Below are 15409 nucleotides of genomic sequence, written 5' to 3'. Positions count from 1 at the left end.
TCATTTCACCGATTGACCAAGCGCGGCCAGCGCATCGGTCGCCGCCTGACGCTGCCGGGCCTGTGCCATCCAATCGGAGAGCGCGGCCTGCGACACCTCGGGCAAGGCCGAGATCTCGCCCAGCGCTACCGCAATATCGCCGCGGTCCACAGCCGCCTGTGCCCGCGACAGAACCGCATCGGGGTCCGTGCCCTCTTGCGGTTCAAGCGAACGTGCGCCGGTCTGCGCCAACAGGAACGCCCCGATCCGGTCCGTGATCTTGTCGCCCGCCGCAGCCTTGCGCGCCACGGCCAGGGCCGCCCGTGCGGCATCGGGGAAGCTTGCCTGCAGCGCCGTCAAACTGGGCACATCTGCGCTCAGCTCCGCGGGCACGGCAACTCCGGCAGCCTGCAGATCGGCAAGCGCCGCAGCCGTCGGCGCACCGCTGTCGATAGCCGCACCCAGACGGGCCATTGCCGCCTGCGCCATGGTGCGCTGTGCTGCTGCCTCGGTTTCGGCACGCAGCTTTCCGGCCTGCTCTTCTGCCTCGGCGATACGCTTTTGCGCCTCTTGCGCGGCGATCGCGATCTGTTCCTGCGCCTGACTGTTCACCATGCCATTCTGCGCGACCTGTTCACGCAACGCATCCAGTTCGGCCTGAAACGCCGCCAGGCCCGCGTCGGACACAGCGCCACTGTCGAGCGATCGTTTTTCCAGGGCGGTGATCCGGGCCTCCAGTGCGGCCTGCGCCTCGGATACCGCGCGCACGGCAGCCTGGGCTTCGTCCAGCGCAGTTTGCACGCCCGTCAAATCGGCAACGGGCACCGGGGTCGATTTGACAGCGGCCAGATCTGCGGCCAGCGTATCGGTTTTTGCGGCCTGCGCGGCGATGGCGGCCTTCAGGCCCGCCTCATCAACCTGCGGCTGCTGCGGCAACAGTGCCTGAATCGCGGGCGGCAAATGCGGCAAGGCATAAATCACACCCCCTGCACCCAGACCGGCCGCAATCACCCCCCCCAGCACCAGCGGAAAGAACCCGCTGCGCTGAGACGTCTGCGGTGCGGGCGCCGGTTCCTGCACGGCTTCTAGCGCCGGAACCTCGGGCGTCTCCGGCTCTTCGGGTTGCTCGGAAACGGGCGATTCGACAGTGGTCGCGCTTTCCGTTTCGGTCTCCGGCTCCCGGGCGATCACAGGCTCTATATCTTCCTGCGCGGGCGTGATGATCACCGCGGGCTCAGCCGGGGCATCGACGGACGGCGCCGCCGCAAGATCATTCTGCTTATCAATGGGTTCCCCCGCCGTAGCCTCGGTGTTTTCGGGTTTTGGGGTTCTGGGTTTTGCCACGGCTACTCCTCCATCTTCGCGCGCAGATTGCGCGTCACCCTGTCAATCTAGTGACCCCGGGGCAATGGCTCAACCCGCCTTATCAAGTCCAGCGAGTCGTGCCAGGGCCTCCAGCACCGCCTCGGCATCAGGGTTGTGCGCCACATCCACCTGTGCCGCTGGCAGGTCACCCATGGCCCGCACCACCGCCGGGCTGATCGCAGCAACCCAGAGCGGCGCCTTCACCCCCAGGGCCGCCTGCGCCATCAATTCCGCACTGCGCGGCGAAAACAACGGCAGCAGAACCGGGGCGGGCTGCTGCAAAAGCGCGCGCGCCTCGGCGCTCAGCGGGCGCGGCTCTTGCGCATAAAGAACGGCCTCTTTCGTCTCTATTCCTGCCGAATTCAGCAAATCCGCCAAAGCCACGGCAACCTCCTGGCCGCGCGCATGCAGCAAGGCTGCGCCATGATGATGCGCCCGGATCAGTGGCACCAGAGCCTGCGCATCGCCCGGACCTTCGATCACGGAAAACCCCGCCGCACGCGCCACCTGCGCGGTCTTTTGGCCCACGCAAAACGCGACGCGCCCTGCGGCCGGCGACAGCGCCACGAAGGGCGCCACGGCATTTTGTGACGTGAAAATCACCGCCTCTGCCTCGGGCAAGACCGGATGGCGCGCGACGATCTGCATCAGCGGCGATATGACAACCGGCCAATCCTCGCCGAACCGTGCCCGAAACTGCGCGCAAAACCGCCGCGCGGCCGGTTCTGGACGGGTCAACAGCAGGGTCGGACGGGTCTTGGCTGACGCGCTCAAGGGCAGCCCCGGGATTGTGTGATCACTGCCCCGGTGTTACCTGCGAAGAAACCCAGGTGCAACCGGAGCGACATGACACAGGTGCTGACCTTTCTTGGCCTTGAATCGAGCTGCGACGATACCGCGGCAGCGATTGTGCGTGACGGCCCCGACGGCACGCAGATCCTTGCCTCGGTCGTTGCGGGTCAGACCGCGCTGCACGCCCCGTTCGGTGGGGTCGTCCCCGAAATCGCCGCCCGCGCCCATGCTGAAAAGCTGGACCTATGCGTCGAGGAAGCGCTGGAAAAAAGCGGGCTGCGGCTGACCGATCTGGACGGTATCGCGGTGACGGCGGGTCCCGGGCTGATCGGCGGCGTGATGTCGGGGGTGATGTGTGCCAAGGGCCTGGCGCTGGGGGCGGGGCTGCCGCTGGTGGGTGTGAACCATCTGGCAGGCCACGCGCTGACCCCGCGGCTGACCGATGACGTGGCCTTCCCCTATCTGATGCTGCTGGTTTCGGGCGGGCATTGCCAGTTCCTGATCGCCCACGGCCCCGAAGAATTTACCCGACTGGGCGGCACGATCGACGACGCACCCGGCGAGGCCTTCGACAAGACCGCGAAATTGCTGGGCCTGCCGCAACCCGGCGGCCCGGCAGTCGAGGCCGAGGCGCGCACGGGCGATCCGAAAGCCTTTGCTTTCCCTCGCCCGCTGCTGGATCGGCCCGGCTGCGACATGTCGTTTTCCGGGCTGAAAACCGCCCTTCTGCGCGCCCGCGATGCGGTTGTGGCCGAACATGGTGGCCTGCCGCGAAAGACCCGGGCCGATATGTGCGCGGGTTTTCAGGCGGCCGTGGCCGATGTTCTGGCCGAAAAATCGCGCCGCGCCTTGGCGCAGTATATGGACCACGCACCGGCGCAACCGACACTTGCCGTGGCCGGGGGCGTTGCCGCAAATCAGGCCATTCGGACAAGGTTAGAGACTGTTTCGCAGGAATTCGGCGCGACGTTCCTGGCCCCACCGCTGGCGCTGTGCACCGATAACGCCGCGATGATCGCATTCGCGGGGATCGAACGCTTCCGGCGTGGCGCCCGTGACGACATGAGCCTGAGCGCCCGGCCCCGCTGGCCGCTCGATCAAAGCGCCCCGGCCCTGTTGGGGTCGGGGAAGAAGGGGGCCAAAGCATGAGCATCGCGATACTGGGCGCGGGGGCCTTTGGAACGGCGCTGGCGATAACGCTGGCGCAAAACGGCCCGGTGCAGTTGTGGGCGCGCAACGCCGATCAAGCCACGCAGATGCAGCGCACCCGGCAGAATACGGCACGGCTGCCCGGCGCGACACTGCCCGAAAACGTCTCTGTCACGGCGGATATTGCCCGCGCGCTTCGGGCAGATGTGCTGTTGCTGGCCATGCCGATGCAGCAGATGGGCGGCTTTCTGAACACCCACGCCACGGCACTTGCAGGGAAAACCTTGGTGTCCTGTTCCAAAGGCATTGATCTGGCCAGCGGACAGGGGCCGACCGCGCTGATCGAGGCGATCTGCCCCACGGCCCGCGCAATGGTTCTGACCGGCCCGAGCTTTGCCGCCGACATTGCGCGCGGGTTGCCGACCGCCCTGACGCTCGCGTGCAGGACCGATGCCGAAGCGTTGCAGGCACAACTGTCCACACCGACGCTGCGCCTGTATCGGACCACAGACACCACCGGCGCCGAACTGGGCGGGGCGTTGAAAAACGTGATCGCGATTGCGGCGGGCGTGGTGATTGGCGCGGGTCTGGGCGATTCCGCGCGCGCCGCGCTGATGACACGCGGTTTCGCGGAAATGAACCGCATCGCCACGCATCTGGGCGCCCGGCCCGAAACCCTTGCCGGGCTGTCCGGTTTCGGCGATCTGGTGCTGACCTGCACCTCTGCACAATCGCGCAACTTCCGCTTCGGTCATGCGCTTGGTGCAGGCGAAAGTTTTGACGCGAAAACCACAGTCGAAGGTGTTGCGACGGCAAAAGCAGTGTCTATTCTGGCCAAAACGCACGCAATCGACATGCCGGTCGCAGCAATGATCGCGGCCCTGACCGAAAGCCGCATCACCGTATCCGACGCCATTCAGGCACTGATGGCGCGCCCCCTGAAAGAGGAATGACCATGCTTTATGCCGTTATTTGCCGTGACAAACCCGGCGCCCTGCAGATCCGCCTGGATACCCGCGCGGCGCATCTGGCCTATATCGAGGAAACCGGCATCGTGCGCATGGCCGGGCCGTTCCTGGAAGACGGGCAGATGTGCGGATCGCTGGTGATTGTCGAAGCCGACACGCTGGAGGCCGCGCAGGCCTGGGCGGCGGGCGATCCCTATGCCGCCGCGGGCCTGTTCGAAAGCGCCACGGTCACCGAATGGAAGAAGGTCATCGGCTGATGGCGAAATGGCTGTTCAAATCCGAACCCAACAAATGGTCCTGGGATCAGCAGGTCGCCCGGGGTGATGCGGGCGAACAATGGGACGGCGTGCGCAACTATCTGGCGCGCAACAACATGCGTTCGATGAAGCTGGGCGATCAGGGGTTCTTCTATCACTCCAACATCGGGAAAGAGATCGTTGGAATCGTCGAGGTCTGCGCCGAAAGCCACCCCGATTCGACCACCGACGATCCGCGTTGGGACTGCGTCGACATCAAGGCGGTGCGTCCGCTGGCCCGTCATGTGACACTGGCCGAGGTCAAGAACGATCCGCGGCTGAGCGAGATGGCCCTGGTGACCAGCATGCGGCTGTCGGTGCAGCCGGTGACGGAAGAGGAATGGAAGATCGTCTGCGAACTGGGCGGCATTGATCCCTGAAACGGGCGGATAGGGGCCCGATTAATCGCACAAAATACGCGGAGGGCCCCGGCACCCCTACCAGGACCCTCCTTCACCCCACATGCTCCCCTGACGCACCACATGTGAAACTCTATTCGGGTCCTGGCCATACTGGCCGTTAGGTTGGTGCTACTCTGGCAGACGATTCTCTGCAATCTAATACTCCAAAAAATTTTAAGCAATTACATGATGTTAAGTGTAATTTCGTGTTAACGGCTTCCACATCACACCGGGATTTACCACTTTCAGCGGCACCACCCCATTGCCCGCCCGGGCAAAGCCGCTAGCTTGGCGAAAATGAAAGAGGTCGTGATCATCGCTCATGGCTCCCCGTCGGAGCCCGCACCGCAAGAGGCATTCTTGCAGAACCTGGCGCAGCAGGTGGCCGCGCTGCGCCCCAAGGACACGATTCGCGGGGCCACACTGGCCACCCCCGGATCGCTGGAGCGGGCCCTTTCCGGGCTGAGCGCCCCGATCATCTATCCGTTGTTCATGGCCGAAGGCTGGTTCACCCGCCGCGAACTGCCGCGCCGGATCGCGGAGCTGGGCATAAGCGCGCGGCAGCTGCCGCCTCTGGGCCGAGACCCCGCCCTGCCCGAAATCATCGCACAGATCTGCATCGAGGCAGCCCGGAACGCCGGGCTCAGCCCCGATGCAAGCGATCTGATCCTGGTTGCGCATGGCTCCAGGGTTGCGCGGCGCTCCAAGGATTCGGCTTATGACATGGCGCAGGCGTTACGAGGCCTGACCTCGTTCTGGCGGGTGCGCGTGGCCCTGATCGAAGAACCCCCGTTTTTACATGACATCGCTGCACAATCGGAACGCGGTCTGATCTTGCCCTTCTTTGCATTGCAGGCCGGGCATGTCGAAGACGATATTCCCGAGGCCTTGCAACAGGCTGGGTTTCGCGGCCCCCTGCTGCCGCCCCTTGGCGCACAGCCCGTGGTGCCACAGTTGATCGCACGCGCAATCGGGAATGCTTGACCCGACTCGGGGCTTGTCACACAACTGTCACAGAACATTTGCATAAGCGTCATGCGCACCGCCTAGGACGGGCGCCGAGGCCGCCACTGGCCCGTGCAAGAAGTTCAGGAGTGATCCATGAAAACCGTGAAACTTACCGTGTCGGCTCTGGCGATCATCGCCGCTTCGACCTCGGGCGCCCTCGCCCGCGACCAGATCCAGTCGGCTGGCTCGTCGACCGTGCTGCCCTACGCCACCATCGTTGCCGAAGCCTTCGGCGAAAACTTCGACTTCCCGACCCCGGTCGTGGAATCGGGTGGTTCGGGTGCGGGCCGCAAGAAACTCTGCGAAGGCGTTGGTGAAAACACCATCGACATCGCGAACTCGTCGTCGCGCATCAAGCAGTCGGACATCGACACCTGCGCCGCCAACGGCGTGACCGAAATCATGGAAGTCCGCATCGGCTATGACGGGATCGTCTTTGCCTCGGACATCAACGGCGCTGAATTCGCCTTCACGCCGGCCGACTGGTACAATGCCCTGGCCGCCGAAGTCGTGAAAGACGGTGCGCTGGTTGCCAACGCCAACAAGACCTGGGCCGACGTGAACGCCGCCCTGCCCGCGCAGGACATCCTGGCCTTCATCCCGGGCACCAAGCACGGCACCCGTGAAGTGTTCGACACCAAGGTGATCGAAGCTGGCTGTGAAGCCACCGGCGCGCTGGAACTGTTCGTTGCGGCTGCTGGCGGCGACGAGAAGGAAGGCGCCAAGAAATGTATGAACCTGCGCACCGATGGTGTGTCGGTTGACATCGACGGCGACTACACCGAGACCCTGTCGCGCATCGACGCCAACAAGAACGCCATCGGCGTGTTCGGTCTGTCGTTCTATCAGAACAACACCGACAAGCTGCGCGTTGCGACCATGGACGGGATCGTTCCCTCGACCGAAACCATCGCCAAAGGCGAATACCCGGTGTCGCGTCCGCTCTACTTCTACGTCAAGAACGCGCACCTGGGCGTGATTCCCGGCCTGAAAGAATACATCGAATTCTTCGTGTCGGACGATATGGCTGGCCCGAACGGCCCGCTGGCCGCGTACGGTCTGGTGTCGGACCCCGAACTGGCCGCGACCCAGGCGATGGTTGCCGCCGAAACCCCGATGGGTCCGCTGAACTAAAACGTCCCGGGTGGCGCCTTCGGGCGCCACCTTTTCCTTTTGCTGCTGGAATACCCCATGAGCATTGGCCTTTTATCCCTGATCGTGATCGCGCTGGCGGTTGCGGGTTATCTGATCGGGCGGCGCATCGCGCTGGCCAAGGCCGGGGGTGATGCCCGGCGTTTGCATTCCTTGCCCGGTTATTACGGGCAGTCCGTTTTCCTGTTCACGGCGATTCCCGCGCTGGTGCTATTGGCAGGCTGGCTGCTGGTGCAGCCGGTGCTGATCGAATCGCGCGTGTCGGGGATGATTACCGCCGCCGACATTCCCGAAGGCTCCAACGCGGATCTGGTGATGAGCGATGTCCGCCGGATCTCGACCGGGCTTGACCTGGTTCTGGCGCAGGGCGCGCTGAGCGAGGCCGATCTGGACGCCATGCGCGCCGATTTTTCCGATGTGCGCGGCCGTCTGGCCGAAGTCGGCATTGCGTTGGGTGCCAATGTGAAACCCACGGTGTTTCAGGCCGCGAAAACATATCGCAGCGCGGCGACGACCGGCCGCTGGCTGATGACCGGCGCGGTGCTGGTGCTGGCGCTGGCGGGCATGGCCTATGCCCTGTCGCGGATCAGCCCCGAATTCCGCGCCCGCAACGTGACGGAGGCCTTCGTCAAGACGCTGCTGATCGGCGCCTCGCTGGTCGCGATCATGACCACCGCCGGCATCGTCCTGTCGCTGGTGTTCGAGACGGTCCACTTCTTCAAACTCTATCCGGCCAAGGATTTCTTCTTCAATCTGGTCTGGAACCCGCAGTTCCGCGGCGGGTCGGATCTGGGCATCTGGCCGCTGTTGTGGGGCACGCTCTATGTGTCGCTCATCGCGCTTCTGGTTTCGGTGCCGGTCGGCATTTTCGCCGCGATCTATCTGGCGGAATATGCGTCCAAACGCATCCGTGCAGTGGCCAAACCCTTGCTCGAGATCCTAGCCGGCATCCCGACCATCGTTTACGGTCTGTTTGCGCTGATTACCGTTGGCCCGATGCTGCGCGACTATTTCGCCCAACCGCTGGGCATCGGCTCTTCCTCCAGCTCGGTGATGACCGCAGGTCTGGTGATGGGCATCATGCTGATCCCCTTCGTCAGTTCGCTGTCGGATGACATCATCAACGCGGTGCCGCAGGCGATGCGCGACGGTTCCTATGGCTTGGGCGCGACGCAATCGGAAACCGTGAAACAGGTGATCCTTCCCGCCGCCCTGCCGGGCATCGTGGGCGCGATCCTGCTGGCCGCATCGCGCGCGATTGGTGAAACGATGATCGTTGTGCTGGGCGCGGGGGCCGCGGCGAAGATGTCGCTCAACCCGTTCGACGCGATGACCACCGTCACCGTGAAGATCGTCAGCCAGCTGACCGGCGACACCGAATTCGCCAGTCCCGAAACGCTGGTGGCCTTTGCGCTGGGTCTGACGCTGTTTGTCTTCACCCTCGGGCTGAACGTCCTCGCGCTGTTCATCGTGCGCAAATACCGGGAGCAATACGAATGACCGCAGAGGCGACGAATATGCGCAGTTCGCTCTATAAAACCGATGCGCGGACGAAACGGCGCAATGCCGCCGAGGCGCGCTTCCGGGTTTATGGCATGATGGCAGTGGGCTTTGGCGTGCTGGCGCTTGTGGTTCTGCTCAGCACCGTTCTGGGCTCGGGGCTCAGCGCCTTCCGCCAGACCTTCGTGACGCTGAACGTGCCGCTGGACGCACAGGTTCTGGACAAGCAGGGCAACCGCAACCCCGCGGAAATGGCCAAGGTCACGACTATCGGCTACGGCAACCTGCTGCAGGCCGCGCTGGTGGCCGAACTGACGGAAAAAGGCATGCATCCCGAGGGGATGAAAGCCAAGGACATCGGCGGCCTGATCTCGAAAGAGGCGCCCGCGCAACTGCGCAACATGGTGTTGGCCAACCCCGATCTGATCGGCCAGACGGTGACCTTCGACGCCTATGCCAACGGTCGCATCGACGGCTATTTCAAGGGCCGCGTGACGATGGAAAGCGCAGCCCTGGACAGCAACGTCAGCCCCGAACAGCTGCAGCTGGCCGATGCGATGCGCGCCAAGGACATGATGGCGATGAAATTCAACTGGGGATTCATCTTCGGGCCCGACGCCTCGGAACTGCGCCCCGAGGCTGCGGGTCTGGGCGTCGCGATCCTGGGGTCGGCCTACATGATGCTGATCGTGCTGGTGCTGTCGCTTCCGCTGGGCGTGGCCGCCTCGATCTATCTTGAGGAATTCGCGCCCAAGAACCGCTTCACCGACCTGATCGAGGTGAACATCTCGAACTTGGCGGCAGTGCCCTCGATCGTGTTCGGTATCCTGGGCCTTGCGGTGTTCATCAACTTTGCTGGCCTGCCGCAATCCTCGCCGATCGTGGGTGGGCTGGTGCTGACGCTGATGACCCTGCCCACCATCATCATCGCGACCCGCGCCGCGCTGAAGGCGGTTCCGCCCTCGATCAAGGATGCGGCACTGGGGATCGGCGCGTCGAAGATGCAGACCGTGTTCCATCACGTTCTGCCGCTGGCGATGCCGGGCATCCTGACCGGCACCATCATCGGGTTGGCCCAGGCGCTTGGCGAAACCGCACCGCTTCTGTTGATCGGCATGGTCGCCTTCGTGCGCGACTACCCCGCTGCCCCGCCCGAAGGCTTCATGGACCCCGCCGCCGCCCTGCCCGTGCAGGTCTACAACTTCACCCAGCGGGCAGATCCGGCCTTTATCGAACGCGCGTCCGGGGCCATCATCGTGCTGATGGTATTCCTGCTGGTGATGAACCTGATGGCAATCATTCTGCGTCGCCGCTTTGAACGGCGCTGGTAAGGAAACCGACCGATGAACGACATGAGCTTGACGGAGAGAGCCGTGGACAGCAATGAAATCAAGATCGCGGCTACGGGCGTGCAGGTCTTTTACGGCACCACCCATGCAATCAAGGACGTCAGCGTCGATATCCTCGACAAGACGGTTACTGCCTTCATCGGCCCCTCGGGCTGTGGCAAGTCGACCTTCCTGCGCTGCCTGAACCGGATGAACGACACCATCGACATCTGCCGCGTCGAGGGCGACATCCTGCTGGACGGCGAAGACATCTATGACAAGAAGGTCGACCCGGTGCAGCTGCGCGCCAAGGTGGGGATGGTGTTCCAGAAGCCGAACCCCTTCCCAAAGTCGATCTATGACAACGTGGCCTATGGCCCGAAGATCCACGGCCTGACCCGCTCCAAATCCGAGCTGGACGAGGTGGTCGAGGCCAGCCTGCGCAAGGCCGCCCTGTGGAACGAGGTCAAGGACCGTCTGGATGCCCCGGGCACCGGCCTGTCGGGCGGCCAGCAGCAGCGCCTGTGCATCGCGCGCGCCGTCGCGACCTCGCCCGAGGTGTTGCTGATGGACGAGCCCTGCTCGGCGCTCGACCCGATCGCAACCGCACAGGTCGAGGAACTGATCGACGAGCTGCGCGAGAACTTCTCGGTGGTGATCGTGACCCACTCGATGCAACAGGCCGCGCGGGTCAGCCAGCGGACCGCTTTCTTCCACCTCGGGAACCTCGTCGAATACGGCGAAACGGCGCAGATCTTCACCAACCCGAAAGATCCGCGCACCGAAAGCTACATCACCGGCCGGATCGGCTGATGGGGGACCAAATGAGCCAGCATATTCTTTCTGCTTTTGACCGCGACCTCGAGGCGACTCAGGCGCTGGTCGTGAAAATGGGCGGGATCGTCGAGCAGCAGATCCTTGATGCCGCCCAGGCCCTTGAGGCACGCGACGAAGAGCTTGCCGATGAGGTGCGCAAGCGTGACAAGGCCGTCGACGCCCTGGAAGAAAAGATCAACGAAGAGGCCGCACGGCTGATCGCCCTGCGCTCTCCCACGGCGTCCGACCTGCGCATTGCCCTGTCGGTCATCAAGATCGCCGCAAGCCTGGAGCGGGTGGGCGATTACGCGAAAAACATCGCGAAACGGTCCAACGTGCTGATGACGATGCCGCCGATCAGCGGCTCTACCGGGGCGATCCGGCGGATGGCGCAGACGGTCGAGGCAATGCTGAAAGACTCGCTCGACAGCTATATTCAGCGTGACGCGGCGCTGGCCGCCGATGTGCGCGCCCGCGATGTCGAAGTCGACCAGATGTATAACGCGCTGTTCCGCGAATTCCTGACCTACATGCTGGAAGATCCGCGCAACATCACCGCCTGCATGCACCTGCATTTCATCGCCAAGAACATCGAGCGCATGGGCGACCACGCCACCTCGATCGCCGAACAGGTGATCTATCTGGTGACCGGCGAAATGCCCGAGGAGGCGCGGCCGAAAACCGAAAGCGTCACCGCCCTTGATGAGTCGGAGGAATAACGCATGAGCCCCGCCCAACAGCCCTGCGTGCTGGTGGTCGAGGATGAATCGGCCCAGCGCGAGGTTCTGCAATACAATCTGGAGGCCGAAGGCTTCCGCGTCGCCATGGCCGTCAATGGCGACGAGGCCCTTCTGATGGTGAAAGAGGAAAAGCCCGATCTGATCGTGCTGGACTGGATGCTGCCCAATGTCAGCGGCATCGAGATCTGCCGGCGCGTCAAGGCCAACCCCGAAACCCGCTCGATCCCGATCATCATGCTCTCGGCCCGCTCGGAAGAGGCGGATCGGGTGCGCGGCCTCGAAACCGGCGCCGACGATTATGTCGTGAAACCCTATTCCGTGGTGGAACTGATGGCCCGGCTGCGCACGCAGTTGCGCCGCACCCGCCCCGCGACGATGGGCGAACGGCTGACCTTCGACGACATCGTGCTGGATGCGGCCGAACACCGTGTGTTCCGTGACGGCCAGCCACTGAAACTCGGGCCGACCGAATTCCGGCTCTTGTCCACCCTGATGGAAAAACCGGGCCGGGTGTGGACCCGCGATCAGCTGCTGGATCGGGTCTGGGGGCGCGACATCTATGTCGATACCCGCACCATCGACGTGCATGTCGGCCGTCTGCGCAAGGCGCTGATGATCCACGGCGGCGACGATCCGGTGCGCACCGTGCGCGGCACCGGCTATTCGCTGGGCTGAGCGGCCAGAAACGCTTCGACCTCTGCGCGGGCGGGGATGGCATCGGCCGTTCCCGCCCGTGTCACCTTCAGCGCGGCGGCAGCACTGGCCAGTCGCATCGCCTGTGCCGGTGTCATCCCCTCGGCAAGCCCGGCCAGCAGGTAGCCCGCGAACGTATCGCCCGCAGCGGTGGTATCGACCGGCACCACCGGCAGCGCAGGCACTGGCAGCGCCTTCCCTTCCTCTAGATCGTGCCAGACCGCCCCCTTCGCGCCCAGCGTCACCACCACATACGGCACCGGCAGATCCGCCAGCGTGACCCCCAGCGCCGAGCACAGCTGCGCCGCCTCGACCTCGTTGACGATCAGCAAGGAAAGATAAGGCAACATCGCGCGCGTGGCCTCTGCCTCGAAGGGCGCGGCGGAATAGGCCACCGCAAGGCCCCTGTCGCGCGCCATCCGCGCCGCCTCGACCTGTAGCGCGGTTTCGTTCTGCAAGATCAGCCAATCACCTGGCCCCGCCCCGGCCAACGCCCGCTGCAGCGTTTCCTCCGGGATCTGCCGGTTCGCACCCGGAAATATCACGATGGCATTTTCGCCCGCGGTGTCGATGGTGATGATCGCATGGCCCGAGGCCCCGGGCAGGATCGCCACATCGCGACATTCCACACCAAACCCCGCCAGGCGGTCCAGCATCCACCCGCCATCGGCCCCGATCGCGCCGATATGGCGCACATCCGCCCCGGCCCGTGCGGCGGCAACCGATTGGTTGGCGCCCTTGCCACCCAGTCCGCGGTCATAGCCCAGCGCAGCCAGCGTCTCTCCGGGCACGGGCAGATGCGCAAGCCGATAGAAATAATCGGTATTGATCGAACCGAGGTTGAAAATGGCCATTCCGCGCCCCTTTCACTTTGGCTCAAATATCCCGCGGGGGTCCGGGGGCGCGAAGCCCCCGGTCGCCGCTCACTTAGCCTGACCCAGCTTGCAGGCCGAAATCGCCGCCATGTTCAGAATGTCGTTCACCGTCGAAACGGTCGAGCAGATCTGAATCGGCGCGGCGACCCCGGTCAGGATCGGGCCGATCACCGTCGCGCCCGCCATTTCCTGCATCAGCTTGACCGAGATCGAGGCCGAATGCCGCGCGGGAACCACCAGAACGTTGGCCGGGCCGGAGAGGCGGCAGAAGGGGTAATGCTTCATCACCTCGGGGTTCAGCGCCACATCCACCGCCATTTCGCCATCGTATTCGAAATCGACCCCGCGTGCGTCCAGCACCTGCGGCGCCAGATGCATCTTGGTCGCGCGTTCCGACACCGGATAGCCGAAGGTCGAGAACGAAACGAAAGCCACCCGCGGATCAAGCCCCAGCCCGCGCGCAACCTGCGCGCCGCGCGTCGCGATATCCGCCAGATCGTTCTCGTCGGGCCATTCATGCACCAGCGTATCGCCCATCAACACGATGCGCCCCTTGTGCAGGATCGCGGTGATCCCGACCGCCCCGTCCGAGGGCTTGGCGTCATAGACCTTGTTGATCAGCTCCATCACATGCGCGGATTTACGCGTCACGCCGGTAATCATGCCATCGCCATGGCCATGCGCCAGCATCAGTGCGGCAAACACATGGCGGTCGCGCCGGGCCAGCTTGCTGGCCTCGTGCCGGTCATAGCCGCGGCGTTGCAAGCGGGTATAAAGGTAATCGCGATAAGCGTCGAAATGCCTGGTGTTTTCCGAGTTCACGACCCGCAGTTCGCGGAACGCATCGCCCAGACCGGCGGCATCAAGCTTTTCCTTCACATCGGTTTCGCGCCCGACAACCAGCGCCTGACCCATGCCGCCGCGCTGATAGGCCACTGCCGCACGCAGCACGCGCGGATCGTCCCCTTCGGCAAAGATCATCCGCGCCTGCGCCTGACGGGCGCGCGCGTGAATCCCCTGCAGGATCGAAGCGGTCGGGTCCATCCGCGCCTTCAGGCTCAGCGCATAGGCGTCCATGTCGATGATCGGACGGCGCGCCACGCCGGTATCCATCCCGGCCTTCGCAACGGCAGGCGGGATCACATGGATCAGCCGCGGGTCGAAGGGCGTGGGGATGATGTAATCGCGCCCGAAGGCCAGCTTGCGGCCATAGGCCATCGCCACTTCGTCGGGCACATCCTCGCGCGCCAGCGCGGCCAGCGCCCGGGCGCAGGCGATCTTCATCTCGTCATTGATCGCGCGCGCATGAATATCCAGCGCACCGCGGAACAGATAGGGGAAGCCCAGAACGTTGTTCACCTGGTTCGGGTAATCCGACCGGCCGGTGGCGACGATCGCATCCTGACGCACCGCGTGCGCCTCTTCGGGGGTGATTTCCGGGTCCGGGTTCGCCATCGCGAAGATCACCGGATTGTCGGCCATCTGCGCCACCATCTCGGGCGTCACGGCGCCCTTGGCCGACACGCCCAGGAACACATCCGCGCCGACCATCGCCTCTTCCAGCGTGCGCGCGGGCGTATTGGCCGCATGCGCCGATTTCCACTGGTTCATGCCCTCGGTGCGGCCCTGATAGATCACGCCTTTAGTGTCGCACATGATGCAATTGTCATGCTGCGCGCCCATCGCCTTGATCAGCTCCAGACAGGCGATGCCCGCCGCGCCCGCGCCATTCAGCACGATCTTGCAATCCTCGATCTTCTTGCCGCTGAGTTCGAGCGCATTCATCAGACCCGCGGCGCAGATCACGGCGGTGCCGTGCTGGTCATCGTGGAACACCGGAATGTCCATGATTTCCTTCAGCCGCTGTTCGATGATGAAACACTCGGGCGCCTTGATATCTTCCAGGTTCACCCCGCCGAAGGTCGGCCCCATCAGGCTCACCGCCTTGATGATTTCATCGGGGTCCTCGGTGTCCAGCTCGATGTCGATGGCGTTCACATCGGCAAAGCGCTTGAACAGCACCGCCTTGCCTTCCATCACCGGCTTCGAGGCCAGCGCCCCCAGATTGCCCATCCCCAGAATGGCCGTGCCGTTCGAGATCACCGCAACCATGTTGCCCTTGACGGTGTAGTCATAGGCGGTTTCCGGCCGCTCGGCGATCGCCTCGACGGGAACCGCAACACCGGGGCTATAGGCCAGGCTCAGGTCGCGCTGGGTCGTCATCGGCTTCGAAGCCGTGATTTCGTATTTTCCCGGGCGCGGGTCGAGGTGATAAGCCAGCGCCTCTTCGGGCGTGATGCGGTTCTTGGTGGACATTTGGCCAGGTTCCTCCTGCAAGCCAGCCCCT

Annotated in this window: 15 protein-coding genes; 11 read left to right on the top strand and 4 right to left on the bottom strand. The window is 64.2% G+C overall.

Annotated features, from left to right (window positions below):
* Entirely contained in the window at positions 1-1206 is a 1206-nt protein-coding gene (locus tag P2G62_RS10750; protein ID WP_275734899.1) for a hypothetical protein, read from the bottom strand.
* 186 nt (positions 1207-1392) lie between these two features.
* Positions 1393-2118 (bottom strand): uroporphyrinogen-III synthase, encoded by a 726-nt coding sequence (locus P2G62_RS10745; RefSeq protein ID WP_275734898.1) that lies wholly within the window; start codon positions 2116-2118, stop codon positions 1393-1395.
* 72 nt (positions 2119-2190) lie between these two features.
* Here P2G62_RS10745 and tsaD point away from each other — a divergent pair, with 72 nt between their 5' ends.
* From tsaD to phoB, 11 genes are all read left to right on the top strand, one after another.
* Positions 2191-3285, top strand: coding sequence for a tRNA (adenosine(37)-N6)-threonylcarbamoyltransferase complex transferase subunit TsaD (gene tsaD / locus P2G62_RS10740; protein ID WP_275734897.1), 1095 nt, complete (start codon positions 2191-2193; stop codon positions 3283-3285).
* Positions 3282-4238 carry an NAD(P)H-dependent glycerol-3-phosphate dehydrogenase gene (locus tag P2G62_RS10735; protein ID WP_275734896.1) on the top strand — a complete coding sequence of 319 codons (957 nt, stop codon included), beginning with the start codon at positions 3282-3284 and terminating at the stop codon, positions 4236-4238. The genes tsaD and P2G62_RS10735 overlap by 4 nt, the downstream gene beginning before the upstream one ends.
* Positions 4239-4240: 2 nt before the next feature.
* Positions 4241-4510: a YciI family protein gene (locus P2G62_RS10730; RefSeq protein ID WP_275734942.1), complete on the top strand. Its 270-nt coding sequence runs from the start codon at positions 4241-4243 to the stop codon at positions 4508-4510.
* A complete protein-coding gene (locus P2G62_RS10725) occupies positions 4510-4929 on the top strand; it encodes an EVE domain-containing protein (RefSeq protein ID WP_275734941.1) in 420 nt (139 codons plus the stop codon). Before P2G62_RS10730 ends, P2G62_RS10725 begins: the two co-directional genes overlap by 1 nt.
* Before the next feature lie 381 nt (positions 4930-5310).
* Complete coding sequence (locus P2G62_RS10720; protein WP_275734895.1) at positions 5311-5934, top strand: CbiX/SirB N-terminal domain-containing protein; 624 nt, start codon at positions 5311-5313, stop codon at positions 5932-5934.
* 117 nt (positions 5935-6051) lie between these two features.
* Positions 6052-7092, top strand: a complete 1041-nt coding sequence (locus P2G62_RS10715; RefSeq protein ID WP_275734894.1) for a substrate-binding domain-containing protein — start codon at positions 6052-6054, stop codon at positions 7090-7092.
* A gap of 57 nt (positions 7093-7149) precedes the next feature.
* On the top strand, positions 7150-8610 hold the full coding sequence (pstC, locus tag P2G62_RS10710; RefSeq protein WP_275734893.1) for a phosphate ABC transporter permease subunit PstC: 1461 nt from the start codon (positions 7150-7152) through the stop codon (positions 8608-8610).
* Entirely contained in the window at positions 8607-9941 is a 1335-nt protein-coding gene (gene pstA / locus P2G62_RS10705) for a phosphate ABC transporter permease PstA (RefSeq protein WP_275734892.1), read from the top strand. Before pstC ends, pstA begins: the two co-directional genes overlap by 4 nt.
* A 12-nt stretch (positions 9942-9953) precedes the next feature.
* Positions 9954-10751: a phosphate ABC transporter ATP-binding protein PstB gene (gene pstB, locus P2G62_RS10700; RefSeq protein WP_275734889.1), complete on the top strand. Its 798-nt coding sequence runs from the start codon at positions 9954-9956 to the stop codon at positions 10749-10751.
* An 11-nt stretch (positions 10752-10762) separates the two neighbouring features.
* Complete coding sequence (gene phoU, locus P2G62_RS10695) at positions 10763-11473, top strand: phosphate signaling complex protein PhoU (protein WP_275734888.1); 711 nt, start codon at positions 10763-10765, stop codon at positions 11471-11473.
* A gap of 3 nt (positions 11474-11476) precedes the next feature.
* Positions 11477-12169 (top strand): phosphate regulon transcriptional regulator PhoB, encoded by a 693-nt coding sequence (gene phoB, locus P2G62_RS10690; RefSeq protein WP_275734887.1) that lies wholly within the window; start codon positions 11477-11479, stop codon positions 12167-12169.
* Here phoB and P2G62_RS10685 read toward each other — a convergent pair.
* Positions 12154-13041 (bottom strand): ribokinase, encoded by an 888-nt coding sequence (locus P2G62_RS10685; protein WP_275734886.1) that lies wholly within the window; start codon positions 13039-13041, stop codon positions 12154-12156. The two genes, phoB and P2G62_RS10685, sit on opposite strands and share 16 nt — an antisense overlap.
* Before the next feature lie 69 nt (positions 13042-13110).
* On the bottom strand, positions 13111-15378 hold the full coding sequence (locus P2G62_RS10680) for an NADP-dependent malic enzyme (RefSeq protein WP_275734885.1): 2268 nt from the start codon (positions 15376-15378) through the stop codon (positions 13111-13113).
* Between the last annotated feature and the right edge of the window lie 31 nt (positions 15379-15409).

It is taken from the genome of Paenirhodobacter sp. CAU 1674 (genome assembly GCF_029222945.1).
Lineage (GTDB): Bacteria > Pseudomonadota > Alphaproteobacteria > Rhodobacterales > Rhodobacteraceae > Rhodobacter.
The sequence above is the reverse complement of the archived record's forward strand: the minus strand, read 5'-3'. Positions and strand labels throughout refer to the sequence as shown.

What these genes read in the sequence shown, in the direction of transcription:
- tsaD (WP_275734897.1), top strand. Translation starts at nt 2,191, where the DNA reads ATGACACAGGTGCTGACCTTTCTTGGCCTTGAATCGAGCTGCGACGAT.
- P2G62_RS10735 (WP_275734896.1), top strand. Translation starts at nt 3,282, where the DNA reads ATGAGCATCGCGATACTGGGCGCGGGGGCCTTTGGAACGGCGCTGGCG.
- P2G62_RS10730 (WP_275734942.1), top strand. Translation starts at nt 4,241, where the DNA reads ATGCTTTATGCCGTTATTTGCCGTGACAAACCCGGCGCCCTGCAGATC.
- P2G62_RS10725 (WP_275734941.1), top strand. Translation starts at nt 4,510, where the DNA reads ATGGCGAAATGGCTGTTCAAATCCGAACCCAACAAATGGTCCTGGGAT.
- P2G62_RS10715 (WP_275734894.1), top strand. Translation starts at nt 6,052, where the DNA reads ATGAAAACCGTGAAACTTACCGTGTCGGCTCTGGCGATCATCGCCGCT.
- pstC (WP_275734893.1), top strand. Translation starts at nt 7,150, where the DNA reads ATGAGCATTGGCCTTTTATCCCTGATCGTGATCGCGCTGGCGGTTGCG.
- pstA (WP_275734892.1), top strand. Translation starts at nt 8,607, where the DNA reads ATGACCGCAGAGGCGACGAATATGCGCAGTTCGCTCTATAAAACCGAT.
- pstB (WP_275734889.1), top strand. Translation starts at nt 9,954, where the DNA reads ATGAACGACATGAGCTTGACGGAGAGAGCCGTGGACAGCAATGAAATC.
- phoU (WP_275734888.1), top strand. Translation starts at nt 10,763, where the DNA reads ATGAGCCAGCATATTCTTTCTGCTTTTGACCGCGACCTCGAGGCGACT.
- phoB (WP_275734887.1), top strand. Translation starts at nt 11,477, where the DNA reads ATGAGCCCCGCCCAACAGCCCTGCGTGCTGGTGGTCGAGGATGAATCG.
- P2G62_RS10685 (WP_275734886.1), bottom strand. Translation starts at nt 13,041, where the DNA reads ATGGCCATTTTCAACCTCGGTTCGATCAATACCGATTATTTCTATCGG.
- P2G62_RS10680 (WP_275734885.1), bottom strand. Translation starts at nt 15,378, where the DNA reads ATGTCCACCAAGAACCGCATCACGCCCGAAGAGGCGCTGGCTTATCAC.